The 13,800-nt window shown below is 38.1% G+C and carries 10 protein-coding genes; 4 read left to right on the top strand and 6 right to left on the bottom strand.

Annotated elements, in window-relative coordinates; all coding sequences use genetic code 11:
* The first annotated feature begins 31 nt into the window (after positions 1–31).
* The 3 genes from JOC86_RS09355 (at position 32) to JOC86_RS09345 (ending at position 4,290) form a co-directional block, all read left to right on the top strand.
* Positions 32–1,429 carry a M20/M25/M40 family metallo-hydrolase gene (locus tag JOC86_RS09355; RefSeq protein WP_205171163.1) on the top strand — a complete coding sequence of 466 codons (1,398 nt, stop codon included), beginning with the start codon at positions 32–34 and terminating at the stop codon, positions 1,427–1,429.
* A 16-nt stretch (positions 1,430–1,445) separates the two neighbouring features.
* Positions 1,446–2,972: an AbgT family transporter gene (locus JOC86_RS09350; RefSeq protein WP_205171161.1), complete on the top strand. Its 1,527-nt coding sequence runs from the start codon at positions 1,446–1,448 to the stop codon at positions 2,970–2,972.
* Between the two features lie 316 nt (positions 2,973–3,288).
* Entirely contained in the window at positions 3,289–4,290 is a 1,002-nt protein-coding gene (locus JOC86_RS09345) for a DUF3231 family protein (RefSeq protein ID WP_205171159.1), read from the top strand.
* A gap of 528 nt (positions 4,291–4,818) precedes the next feature.
* On the opposite strand, the gene JOC86_RS09340 is transcribed toward JOC86_RS09345, so the two are convergent.
* The 4 genes from JOC86_RS09340 to ggt form a co-directional block, all read right to left on the bottom strand.
* Entirely contained in the window at positions 4,819–6,249 is a 1,431-nt protein-coding gene (locus tag JOC86_RS09340; RefSeq protein ID WP_205171158.1) for an amidase, read from the bottom strand.
* Positions 6,250–6,413: 164 nt separating this feature from the next.
* Entirely contained in the window at positions 6,414–7,700 is a 1,287-nt protein-coding gene (locus JOC86_RS09335; protein ID WP_205171157.1) for an Nramp family divalent metal transporter, read from the bottom strand.
* A gap of 533 nt (positions 7,701–8,233) precedes the next feature.
* Positions 8,234–8,458 carry a hypothetical protein gene (locus tag JOC86_RS09330; RefSeq protein WP_338021741.1) on the bottom strand — a complete coding sequence of 75 codons (225 nt, stop codon included), beginning with the start codon at positions 8,456–8,458 and terminating at the stop codon, positions 8,234–8,236.
* Between the two features lie 238 nt (positions 8,459–8,696).
* Positions 8,697–10,472: a gamma-glutamyltransferase gene (ggt, locus tag JOC86_RS09325; protein WP_205171156.1), complete on the bottom strand. Its 1,776-nt coding sequence runs from the start codon at positions 10,470–10,472 to the stop codon at positions 8,697–8,699.
* Between the two features lie 355 nt (positions 10,473–10,827).
* Here ggt and JOC86_RS09320 point away from each other — a divergent pair, with 355 nt between their 5' ends.
* Positions 10,828–11,280: a GNAT family N-acetyltransferase gene (locus JOC86_RS09320; protein WP_205171155.1), complete on the top strand. Its 453-nt coding sequence runs from the start codon at positions 10,828–10,830 to the stop codon at positions 11,278–11,280.
* A gap of 163 nt (positions 11,281–11,443) precedes the next feature.
* Here JOC86_RS09320 and JOC86_RS09315 read toward each other — a convergent pair whose 3' ends face one another.
* Positions 11,444–11,623 (bottom strand): hypothetical protein, encoded by a 180-nt coding sequence (locus tag JOC86_RS09315; RefSeq protein WP_205171154.1) that lies wholly within the window; start codon positions 11,621–11,623, stop codon positions 11,444–11,446.
* Positions 11,624–12,304: 681 nt separating this feature from the next.
* Positions 12,305–13,654, bottom strand: coding sequence for a branched-chain amino acid transport system II carrier protein (gene brnQ, locus JOC86_RS09310; protein WP_205171153.1), 1,350 nt, complete (start codon positions 13,652–13,654; stop codon positions 12,305–12,307).
* Between the last annotated feature and the right edge of the window lie 146 nt (positions 13,655–13,800).

The following is a 13,800-nucleotide window of genomic DNA, read 5'->3' as shown; positions in this document are numbered from 1 at the left end:
ATTTATTATATAAAGAGGAGAAGAGTTAACCATGAATGTAGATATACAAAAAATCCACGAATACGTTTGGAGTCGAAAGAACGAGTTCTTAGAACAATTATTTATTCTTTTACGACAAAAAAGCATTAGTGCACAAAATGAAGGAATTCACGAATGTGCGGAATTGCTTAAGGATTTTATGGGAGATCTCGGAATTACGACTCGATTAATTGAAACAAATGGGCACCCCGTTGTTTATGGAGAAACCATAACTGATGAAAACCATTTTACATTATTAATCTATGGACATTACGATGTTCAGCCTCCTGACCCTCTCGAGGATTGGATATCGCCTCCTTTTGAACCAACCATACGGGATGAACGAATCTACTGTCGGGGAGCAGGAGATAATAAAGGACAACTGATAGCCCAACTACTTGGGATTAAAACATTTATCGATCACCATCAGGATTTACCCATTAATATAAAGTTTGTGTTTGAAGGAGAAGAAGAAGTAGGAAGTGTTAACCTTCCAAACTTTGTAGAGGACAATAAGGATCTATTAAAGGCTGACCTTGTTTATACAGCGGATGGTTCTTCACATAATAGCGGTTCCCCCCTTTTATTATTAGGAGTCAGAGGTATGTTGTCTTTTGAATTAAAAGCCAAAGGGGCCGATTGGGACAATCATTCTGGAAATACGGGCAATATCCTGCCTAATCCTGCTTGGAAATTAATAGATTTATTACAAACGATGCGTGATAGAAATGGCAAGGTACTCATTAAAGGGTTCTACGATCATATATTGCCAATGTCTGAAACAGATAGTAAGTTGCTTAATAAACTTCCATTTGATGTCAAGGATATTGGAGAGAAAATCGGTTATCGTCCATTGAATTTAGAGGGAGAAGATTATTATCGGAAACTAACAATGGAGCCCACGTTTAATATATGCGGTATTCAAAGTGGATACGCAGGGGAAGGGATTAAGACCATTATCCCCTCACATGCAACAGTGAAAATAGATGCCCGTCTAGTAGTTGATCAAGATCCAATGGACATTTTCAATAAGATATGTCAGCATGTACAAATTCACGATCCTGATATTGAAGTAAGGTATTTAGGGTCTATGAAACCATCAAAGACTTCAGCAAATCTGGACATAGTGAAATGTGTCACCCACGCTATTCATCAGGCATTTGATCAGGAACCTTTAATCCAGCCAAGTTTAGCTGGGTCACTACCAGATTATGTGTGGACCAAAATCTTAAACGCTCCTTCTATTATTATGCCTTATGCAAATTTTGATCAAAGAAATCATTCTCCTAATGAAAACATTAAAATAGATCATTTTTTGAATGGTATCAAATGTACGTACCATGTCATACATGCCCTTGGAGAATATAAGAAATCGCAACAAAATAATCTTGGCGAAGAGAAATTTGTATAGGAAGAAGTGTTTGATTATGGAGCCCAACCAATCTTTTAAAAAGAAAAATTTTGATATTTTAGGCGGAATTGAACATCTAGGAAACCGTCTTCCCCATCCTGTTGGAATTTTTCTCTATATTACTTTATTTGTCATCATCGCATCTTGGGTATTCAGTCTTTTAGGAACAAGTGTCATCCATCCTGGGACAAATGAAAATACCGTGGTAAAGAGTTTAATTTCTGTGGAGGGAATACAATACATCTTAACCTCCTTGTTTAGTAATTTTATAGAGTTTAAACCTTTAGGGTTAGTACTAGTCTTTGCTCTTGGAATTGGTGTGGCTGAAAAAGTTGGATTATTTGAAGCCACTATAAAAAAGACGCTAATGAAAGCACCTAAATCCGTTATTACCTATGCCGTCATGTTTATGGGAATTATGGGGAGTATTACAGCGGACTCAGCATATCTTATTGTTCCTCCAATAGCCGCCATGATCTTTCATCTTTTCGGCAGGCATCCCATGGCAGGATTAGCTGCTGGAATCGCAGCCACTGGTTGTGGTTTTACTGCAAATTTATTTGTTGGGGTTTTTGATGTCATGTTATCTGGGATCTCAACAGAAATTGTCCAAACCATCTACCCAAATTTAGTGGTAAATTCAGTGGATAATTGGTATTTTATGAGCGCGTCTGTTTTTGTCCTTACATTCGTCGGTGTCTTTGTTACTGAGAAAATTGTTGAACCTCGATTAGGAAAATATACAGGAGAAGTAGAGATACAGGTGGAGAGCAATGATAATGTAGATAGTCTATTAATAAACAAAGCTTTACGTAATACACTTATTGCAGCCGTTATCTATTTTGCCTTAATCATCTGTGTTTTTTTTATTCCATCATCACCGCTTAGCGGAGAAGAAACCAGTTTATTTATGAGTGTGATAAATACTCTAGTATTCCTTTTCTTTATTATCATAGGATTAACTTATGGAATAACAGCAAAAAAAATAAACAATGTGAAAGATATGGCTACCTATATGGGAGAATCCATAAAAGATATGTCTGGATTCATTGTATTAGTATTTATCATTGCGCAATTTATTGCGTATCTAGAATGGAGTAATTTAACCATTGTTACAGCTGTTAAGGGGGCTGAACTTCTTAAGTCAGGAAATGTGGAAGGATTACCAGCTATCCTATTGCTGATCATTGTAACTTCCCTTTCAAGTTTGTTTATTACAAGCGGGTCAGCACTTTGGTCCGTATTAGGTCCTGTAGTACTGCCTATGTATATGTTATTAGACTTTCATCCTGCATTTATACAAGTGGCCTACCGTATTGGTGATTCCGTTACAAATATGATTACACCCATGCAACCATTTGTGGCAGTCATGTTAGGTTTTTTAATGAAATATGACAAGAAAGCTGGATTAGGAACTCATATTGCTTTGATCTTACCTTATACGATTGCTTTTCTTATTGCCTGGATGATTATGTTTACGGCGTTTGCTCTGTTGGATATTCCAGTTGGCCCTGGAGTTCCTATGTATTTAGAAGGAAAATAAAATTTAGCTATTATCTATACCCGAACAAGTATTCACAATCTTGTTCGGGTATCTTATTTACCGAATGTATAATATTCACCACAAGCATTACAAGGCTTTTGAAAGCAATAAGAATCCTAAATAGGCAGAGCCAAATGCTTGACCTTGATCGTGTAGATAGGTCGCATAAGTAAGAGGCACTATGATTAGAAAATCCTTTTAATTATACTTCCAACTTTAATAACTCTTTTTCTAAGAAATTCTTTCAATGAAATGAATAATATTAGGATATAATGACACTTTAAAAAGTAGATATATTTATATTTAGGAGGTATCTATGACTGATCATAACATTAGGTTATCAAGTCCTGAAATTGGAGGCTTGTGGGGAACTTACATTCAAGAAAAAATGACCGTTTGCTTGTTGAAATATTTCCTTCATCATATAAAAGATGGCGAAATAAAAACTATCCTTCAAAAAGCATTGGACATTTCGATTGCACATTTGAAACAAATTAGTGAAATATTTTCAGAGGAAAATATCCCCTTACCTCACGGATTTTCGGATGAGGATATTGATTTATCAGCTCCACCACTTTTTCATGATCCCTTTGCTTTAAGTTTTATTTACACTATGAGTCGAATGGGCATGATCAACCATGCGTTCGTTACCTCTAATATTGCTAGACATGATATTCTTGACTTTTTCACAAAAGCTTTAAACCAATCTTCAGAACTTTATCAGGATTCCACAACTTTAATGCTATCCAAAGGTATTTATGACAGACCTCCAATGATTAGTTATCCTAAAAAAGTGGAATATATCGAAAAACAATCATATATCAATGGAGTTATTGGAAAAAAAAGACCTTTAAATGCCGTTGAGCTCACAGAGGTGTTTTTTAATGTTGAGCGAAATTATTTTTCTATTTTGCTTTGTTTAGGCTTACTTCAAGTGGTAAAGGACAAAGAGATTAAAGGTTTTATAAAGAATGGGAAAGAAATATCTGAAAAACAAATTAAATTTTTTAACGAACTATTGATAAAAGAAGATCTTCTAGGAACAGTTCCAGTTAGTATGGAAGTAACAGATTCAACAACTTCACCTTTTTCTGAAAAACTCATCGTAGCACTTTTTCATTTTTTGAATTCCATCGATATTACACTTATCGGACACGCCTTATCTTTATCTATGAGAACGGACTTGGCTACTCATTACAGTAAATTCATTGGGGAAATTTTAATTTATGCCAAAGATGGGTTTAACATCATGGTTGATCGTAAATGGCTGGAGCAACCACCCCAAGCTCCTAATCGAAAAGAGCTGGAGGAATGGTAAACTTGTTCCTTAGTTTCTTTCTAATAAATGGAAGAAGAGTGTAGCGGAATGTTTCCTATAATTCCTAACTTCCTTGTTTTAGGACAGCCTTTGTTTTATTAGGAGTATCAGTTAATATTTTTGATACGTTCCTCTACAATTAACATGTGCATAAATTTGGAATCTCGTGCATTATTCCTAGTCCTTTTCGTGCATGAATTTAGATTCTAGTACATTTCCTAATCAATCACATGCGTAAAATCAAAAAATTGTGCATAACTGCATTCAAGTTAAGGAAAATGATGATATTCCTTATGCTAAGAGTGAGCTGGAATGATTTTCGTACGAATGCTGAAGGTAAATCAAAAAAATGAGCCGTCTGATAGTAAAATTTACTGATCAGACAGCCCCTTTAAAAGAGTGTTTTATATTGCCATGATTACTGGTAGCTTCTATCAAATAATGAACAAGTAATCTGTAATTATCAATCAACACCAACATTAAGTAGAAACGATTTAATTGATCTATCAAAAATTCACTTTACATGACTTAAGATGATACCTCGGGAGTTTTTGCAAGTGCCGGTCGCCGCTTCCCGTACCCAGTTGCCTGCTCAAACGCATAACCAACCTGGAGGACCTCGAAATCAGCACGATGTCTGCCAACAATCTGTAATCCAAGAGGCAATCCGGCGGGAGTAAATCCACCAGGAACCGATAGTGCTGGGTGACCAGTGGCAGAAACGTAATAACACGACCGCATCCAATCAAGATAGGTTTCCATAGAGTTTCCGACAATCTCTTGCGGAAATTCAAGATCACCGTCAAATGGCGGTATTTGACTTACAGGGAGCAGGAGTACATCGTACTGTTCGAAAAATACGCGCATCCGTTCGTAAAGAGCACCATGAAGTCGTTCTGCACGGCCAATGTCAGGGCCGCTCAAACGTCGCCCTTCCTCTAGGTTCCACACAAAGCTGGATTTGATTTGTTCCCGGTATTGATCAACCAGCTCCCCGTAAGACATTTCGAATTGCCACGCACGCAACACCCTAAAGGTCTCCTCAGCACCTGCGAAGTCTGGACTTGCTTCCTCAACATCGCAGCCTAGGTCCTCGAACACTTTAATTTGCTGCTCAAAAACACTTCTCACTATTGGATCGACAGGGACAGCTCCCCCAAGATCAGGAGACCAAGCGACCCGCAAACCAGTTAAATCACGTTCCAGTGGCTCAAGAAACCTAGTTCCAGACTCTTCGATTGAGATCGGTGATCGAGCATCTGGTCCCGCGATGACGGACATCATAAATGCTGTATCAGCTACGTTTCTTGCTACCGGTCCTTGCACCGAAAGCGTGGAATAAGCGGCTTGCCTCGGATAGGTCGGTATACGGCCAGGTGATGTCCTAAGACCCACAACGTTGTTAAAAGCAGCCGGAAAACGCAAAGATCCACCCATATCACTACCATCTGCCAACGGTAACATACCGCAAGATACCGCGACAGCTGCTCCCCCACTGCTTCCGCCAGCTGTCCGACTAAGGTCATATGGATTTCGTGTCATACCGAACACATCATTGAAAGTGTGTGCTCCTGCAGCAAATTCAGGAACATTTGTCTTTCCAATCGTAATAGCTCCAGCTTTACGTAGACGCTCAACGATCAGTTCATCTTGTTCGGGAATGTTATCCCTTAACACGAGGGAGCCGTTTGTGGTCCTAATCCCCGCCGTCGCATGGGTATCTTTAAATGCGATTGGAAGACCGTGCAGTGGCCCAACCTCTTCACCCGCTGCAAACCTTTTATCCGCTGAACGCGCTTCCTCCAACGCTCGATCCTTTACTAGAGAAACGATTGCGTTTACTTTCGGATTTACACGCTCAATTTGATCTAGGTGTGCCTCTACCACTTCATATGCTGATAACTCCCCTCGTTTGATGGTAGCTGCAAGGTCACGAGCACTCTTGAAACAAATGTCCATATTTCTACCTCTCCTTTTCTTTATTTCGATAAGTATTTTTATATTTTGGTAGAATCATAGTTACATAATTTGTTTTTCTTATATACTTCCCATGTAAATTGGTTGCTAAATCATTTTTTATCTTAAAAAACTATGCCCCTTCCAAAAAAACGATCAGAAAACTTTTAACTAAAAAATGAGTGATAAAGCTCACTTGCACCTAGGTATAAAAAAAGCATTATGATTAATCCCAGAACGATGTTATTGATTTTTCCGTTCCGGTAATCCGGGTCAACCCGTTTTGAGTTTAATAGAATGAGTAGTCCAATCGAAAGAATAGGCATAAATATGGCACCAAGCACACCGTAAATAAGGACGATGGCTACCGGCTGATTAAATAACAGCAGCAACATCGGTGGAAATGTCATCCAAGCAAGATAAATACGAAATGCGGGATCCTTTTCGGAAATCGGTTCATCATTATCGATGCTCTTTCCTTTATTTCGAACGATACGCACAAAATCGGCAAAAAGATAAGATATTCCGTGCCACGGTCCAATAATAGATGTAAAAACCGCCACCCAAATCCCAATCAAAAGAATCCAACGGGCTGCACTCCCGAATCGTTCTCCGTAAGTATCCGCGAGTCCAAGGAGACCTTCATTACCACTGATCGTTGTGCCTGAACCAAATAACAGTTCAGCAGCAATAATCATTACTGCAATCGCAAACATTCCAGTAATCGTAAAAGCTGTGCCTAAATCAATCTTCATGATAGGAATCCATTTCTTTCCCTTCCAACCTTTCGCATGCAGCCAATAACTGTAACTGGTTAGAGTAATAGAGCCACCAACACCGCCAATGATCCCTAGAAGTTTAAAGAATGATCCTTCCGGTATTGAAGGAGCCAGACTGTATGAAACATTCCCTATATTCAACAAAATAATGACAGCGGAACCGATGACGGTAACAAACATGATCCCTATTAGTACCGTCATCAACTTTTCCAAAAATTCATATTTCCCGAACCAAACCAAAACAAACCCTGCCACTCCCGAAACAATGGCCCACAACTCGAAGGAAGTTCCCGGAAACATCGCTGTGATGACCAAGGCACTTATAGCTGGCTCAGCAGCACCGTATATAATCCCGAAAATCACAGAATAAATACCGAAGTAGACGGTTGCCCACCAACCCAACGAATGCCAACCTTGCAAAAAAGTCTTTCCGGTAGCTAAATACCAGCGGCCAACCCCTTCGCTCAACACATATTTAATATATGCCCCAACAGCAATGACCCACATCAGGGACCACCCAAAGCTTGTACCGGCAATCGTAGCCATAATGAAATCTCCTGCACCTACTCCAGTAGCTGCAACGATCAGACCAGGACCTACGAACTTCAATTTTCCTTTTAAAGAAGTTGGAGGATTGATTAGAGTACTTTGTGTTTTATTAAGTTTGGTTTCCATATTCCACTCCCCTTATTTGTAATGATTAACATGGAAAATCGGATTTCATCTAATGTCGATTGTCGACACTATAGAGTAAAAGGAATAGTATATATCGTCATTATTTTACGTTTAAATATCTGTTTTCCTTTTTTTGTGGATTGAACTAGGGTGATCGGTAAACTTTTATAATTCCATCGGCTCATGATCATCCTCTTGATGAAGTTTATAACCTAGAGGATAAAATAGAAGGACTCCCCCCTTACAATGGATTAATATTTCCGGTGATTAAATCTACATATAAAAGTTACGGTGAAAATTTTCTTAAAAAAGCTTATGAGAAACTATGGAGTGTTGTGGAAGCATGGTGAGTTGAAATGAATGGAAAGTTTGTGGATATGTTAAATACATTTTATGTAAAAAAATCGCTTGTCGACATTTAACTTAAAACGTTCTTTCACCCATTTAAAGTATTTTCTTATAATTAGTCGACTGTCCACATTTAGATTATATAAGGAATCCTGATAGTTTGTAAATGGTATTTTTAAAATATTCTATATATTCTTTATATTCGATTTTATATAACGAAAATAATGGGAATGAGAATCAAAATTTCCCATAAAACTTTTTCCATTCATCGTTGAACTGTTGAACACTGAATGTGTAGAAGGATGTGCCAAGGATGCTTCAATCATTTCCGGTGCAGCTGTAACTCCATTAGCTCCCTGAATGCCAACATTGTGAATTTGCTGCACATTTTTAAAGCTCGCAGCAAGCACCTTGCAATGAAGGTTATGCCTTACAAATAGGTTTACAATCCTTTACTACATTTATTCGATTCTCAAATACGATTCTCCAGAATATGTTTGTGTGCGAATTTTAAAATATATGAATCACTTTCCCTGATTTCCGTGCACCTTCCTATTTTACCGTCTGTTTTAGAATTCTTATCCGTTCTTTAAAACAATCCATGCAAAAAAGCGCCCCACATAAGCAGGACGCTATTTTTCTATGATTTTATTTTCTTTTACCCTTGCCTTTCAAATCAACACCAATGGCAGCGCCGTTACGGCTTGAGTCTGCCACGCCCTTGAAGATTCCATTTTCGCGATCAATCAAGATGCTTTGTACATTTCCGATTGTTGTCGGACTTGGACCGAATTTATGACCCATTCCCTTCAGATAATCAATAACATCTGAAGGGATTCCCTCTTCATATCGATAGGAATTCAAATTGTTTGTATAAATCCGAGGCTCCTCAACTGCCGCTTTTAGTTCCATATCATATTCAATTGCATAAAGAATCGTTTGCAGCACGGAAGTGATAATGGTCGGGCCGCCAGGTGAACCGACTGTTAAAACAGGTTCTCCGTCTTCAAAGACAATCGTCGGTGTCATGCTGCTAAGCGGGCGCTTGTTCGGCTGCACTTCATTCGCTCCGCCCGGCACCGCATCAAAGTCTGTCAGCTCATTATTCAGCATGAAGCCGTATCCTGGAACCATAATGCCCGTTCCAAAAACCTGTTCAATGGTTGTTGTGTATGAAACCACATTTCCCCATCTGTCTGTTACAGAGAAGTGAGTGGTCTCGCCATATTGGCGGTCATTTGGCTGGGAAGTTGCTTCATAATTAGCTTCAATGTTTTCAAACTTCCACGGATCTCCCGCTGCCGGATTTGTGTTTACTTCATCCAGGCTGATCAGCTCCTGGCGCTCTTTAATATAATCCGGGTGAAGCAACCCCTTAATCGGAACATTTACAAATTCAGGGTCCCCTGCATATGCCGCGCGGTCTGCATAAGCTAGATGCATAGTTTCAGCAAGTAAATGATATTTTTCCCAGGATTTTAGATCATATTGTGATAGATTGAAGTCATCCAGAATTTTCAGCATCTGCAGCAAAAATACGCCGCCCGAGCTTGGTGGAGGCATGCTTGCTATTTCATATCCCTGATAGTCTCCCCAAATCGGTTCATCAATGGTTACATCATATTTTGCAAGGTCTCCCAATGTCATTGATCCGCTGAAATCCTGTACCACACCCGCAAGCGCTTCTGCGATTTCTCCATTATAAAAAGCATCGGCTCCGCTAGAACGGATCATTTTCAAAGTCTTTGCTAGGTCTTTCTGTACAAGATGATCCCCTTCTTTCAAAGGCTGGCCATTTGGCAAAAACACATCCCCGGCAGCCGATCTACTAAGCTTATCCTGATTATCGGCAATCGCATCGGCCAATACTGAATCAATCGGGAAGCCTTTATCAGCCAGCTTTATCGCAGGACCGATTAGCTGCTGCATCGGACGTGTTCCCCACATTTCCAGAGCGGTTTCCAATCCTTTCAAGGTGCCTGGGACCCCGACTGCCGTACCGCTGGTGGAACGCTCAGCGAATGGAATCGGTTTTCTGTTTTCATCCAGGAACATATCTGGTGTTGCTCCGGCCGGTGCCCTTTCCCTGCCGTTTATAATAGTCGTCTCTTTCGTCTTGCCATCATAAACCATCATAAAACCGCCGCCGCCAATGCCGGACATCATCGGTTCTACAACATTGAGGGCGAATTGGACTGCGATAGCGGCATCAATGGCGTTACCGCCCTTCTTCAAGACATCTGCTCCAATTTGCGAGGCAAGTGGATGGGCTGAGGCGACCATACCATCCGTTCCGACATCAACCTGGCTATAGCCATCATATTCATTTTTCGGCTTTTTAGCCTGCCCGTTTAAAGGCAAGGTTCCTACAACTAGTAAAATACTTACTAACACAGCTATACTAACTTTCCACAATCTCTTCATCTTTTTCCTCCTTTAGTTAGGTTTCTACATGTCTAACTTAAGAGGACGGAAAAAGGAATATCAAGATATAAGATTCAATATTCAGAAATTTGAATCTATTTAACTAAGAAATAGCATGCAAAAAGTTCCATTTAATCTAGCAAACCAGGAACAAATGACTATCCATAAATGACACTTCCCACTTAACTCTATTTCATACCTTCTGAGTATCATACAGGGACTTCTCAATATAAATCATTCGGCATAATGCTCACTCTAAATAAAAAATATTTTTATATTAAATTTTTACTCTCTATCAGTTAAAATGTGCTTTAGAGTGATTTATTATTTTTTGGGAGAAACAGGAGGGCCAAACATGAAGGTTTATGAGGTTCCAGCACATGCAGACGATGAACTGCAAAAAAAGATTGCTGATTTATTAATGCAGCAAATGACTCGTACTCACACAGACGAATCTTATCAAACATTATTAAATGGGATTCAACAATCACTACAGGAAGGTTCCTTATCAAAAATTGTTGTAGCAGAAGAGCAAGGAACCGTTTTAGGTCTAGCTTTTTTTAATATTGGCATTAGCTTAAAAAAAGGCGGAAAATACATTTGGCTGAATGACCTATTTGTTCATAATGAACATCGTAATCGCGGGATTGCAAAAAAAATCTTACTTTATGTTATTCATTGGGCTGAAAATGAAGGATTAAAAGGAATTGAACTTGAAACAGGAATCAACAACTCTGTTACAAAGCACTTATATAATTCTTTAGGATTTCATGACATTATTTCCAAACGATATGGCTTCATTTTTTAATGAACGTCATTATTCAAATTGAAAAACAGCTGCTCCAATAAAAAATAGGAACGAAAAAAGCAGGTTTACTCCTGCCCTATAACCGAAAATCGCTGCCATATATTCTTTTTTGGTTGATTCTCTTATTTTTGACTATAGTCAACGACAATATCTAATTTATCTTTTAATCATTTGATTTCTTTTTCCATCTCTTCTGTATCTTTTCGTTCTTCTGCCAACCTTGAAAGGAGTTCTTTTCTTTTTCTATTCTCATGATGACTTCTGTACGTTCCTTAATTTCTTTAATTTCTGATGCATGATCTACAGGATAAGGCAGTTCTTGTGTTGCTTTAGTTAATTCCATCACCATTTGCTATAGTGCTACAATCTGCTTGTCCTGTTTTTCGAGTTTCAAAATCATATTTGTAAAGACTTCTGTGTAACTGGTATGCTTTGTGGTCTGGCTTCTACCATCCCTCCAAATTCTTCAAACAGCACTTTTTCCACTTCTTTAAAGTTTTTTCATGCCTTTTGCTTGCTGATCTTGAACTACCTTTTGAATACTTCGGTGTCACTTTGATCGATACTTTACGTATATTTTAAGTGTTTGCATATCCAACTTTAAAAACCCATCTACCTTCACATGACAAGATTAGCTAGTTTTCTTAATTATTATTTACACCCAATCATTTATAGTACTATTCGGATTCGTCTAGTAAAAAAGCGGCTGGCTTTTGTTCAGCAATCACGCCCTATTCTACCCTCCGAAACATTGGTATATCAATTTTTCCCCGCTAGAATGATTTGATCATATGCCTTAATCTTATTTTGATTTTTCTAATTCAATAGTTAAATACTTTTGCGATTGAATAGACTACTTTATTTTTTATTTTGAAATAATTTGTTTAATTTAATTAAGTTGCTTTTCATTCACTAAATCATCATCCATCATATTACTCCTATAAAATAAAAATAGCGCCAAATTCTATTTAAAAGAAATCAAGGTCAGCCAGTTACAAAAAACTGACTGACCTTTTTATTACCATTAGCTATATTTCTCAACTTGAGCAGAAGGAGATTTACTTTTTGTCACCATCCCGAATCCATATCCTAAAACTCCGCCGATGATAGCTGGTACGATCCAACCTAAGCCTACTTCATACAACGGGAGGACAGTAGCTAATAGGTCATTGATTGGAGCAATAGTAATTCCCGCAGCGTTTAATCCGTCAAATAAAGCTACAATAAACGTTAATAACAGACTTCCTTGATAAACCTCTTTTTTACCCTTAAATAATGGATGTAAAAAGGTTAAAGCCATTAAACAGATCGCTAATGGATAAATGGCTACTAAAACTGGAACAGAGACAGCAATTAATTCATTTAAGCCGAAGTTGGCTAAACCCGCACTAAAAACAGAGAAAATAATGACGAATTTATTGTAAGAAATACTTGGCATCACTTTAGTGAAATAGGAAGAACATGAAGTGATCAGTCCAATACTAGTTGTTAAACAAGCGCCAAAAACAATTAAGCTAAGCAGAATTCCGCCAAATGAACCGAAGTAATGATTGGATGCACCTGAAAGAACGGCTCCTCCATTATCTAAAAATCCAAGACCTTCTACACTTGAAGCCCCTATAAAGGAAAGAGATGTGTAAATGATTCCTAGAAGTGCCGCTGCAATGAATCCTGCTTTGGTCACAGCGATCATAATTTCCTTCTTAGTAGAGGCACCCTTTTCTTTTACCGCATTGATCACAATAATTCCAAATACAAAAGCTGCAAGGGCATCCATTGTAAGATATCCCTCTTGAAATCCTTTAAAGAAGGCATTATTCATATAGTTTTCAGCAGGCGCTTGAAAATGCCCAATAGGATTAAAAATGGCTGTTATGATAAGAATCGCAATAAAAAGTAATAAAAGTGGTGTTAAAAATTTTCCAACAAGATCAACAATCTTAGTAGACTTTAATGAAAAATAGGCTGTAATTCCAAAAAAGATAAGGGTAAAGATCATTAAACCAATAACACTGTATTCTTCAGATATAAACGGCTTAATCCCGATCTCAAATGAAACAGTACTTGTTCTTGGGATGGCAAACAAAGGTCCAATTGATAAATAAAGAGCAACAGTAAAGATGATACCGAAAATAGGGTGTACACGGCTTGCTAATGACTGCAAATCACTTTTTCCTGATATCCCTAATGCAATGACACCAAGTAAAGGTAAGCCAACTCCAGTAATGATAAACCCAGCATTAGCTGACCATATATTCGTTCCCGCTGATTGACCAAGCATGGCAGGGAAAATTAAATTTCCTGCGCCAAAGAATAAAGCAAATAGCATAAAGCCAACTGTCACTATAAATGAAAATGGTATTTTATTCGTCATATGATTTCCTCCTAGAAGTCTATAAATCTGGATGATTCAGTTTCTTAAAATAAGCAGCATACATTTTTAGAATTTATATTCAAAAAATAGTAAAAAGCCATTTGATATTATCACAACTATCGTTTTAATTTAAATTTTCAAACAAT

The organism is Rossellomorea pakistanensis, from assembly GCF_016908495.1.
Lineage (GTDB): Bacteria > Bacillota > Bacilli > Bacillales > Bacillaceae_B > Rossellomorea > Rossellomorea pakistanensis.
This window is presented reverse-complemented; position numbering and strand designations above follow the sequence as displayed.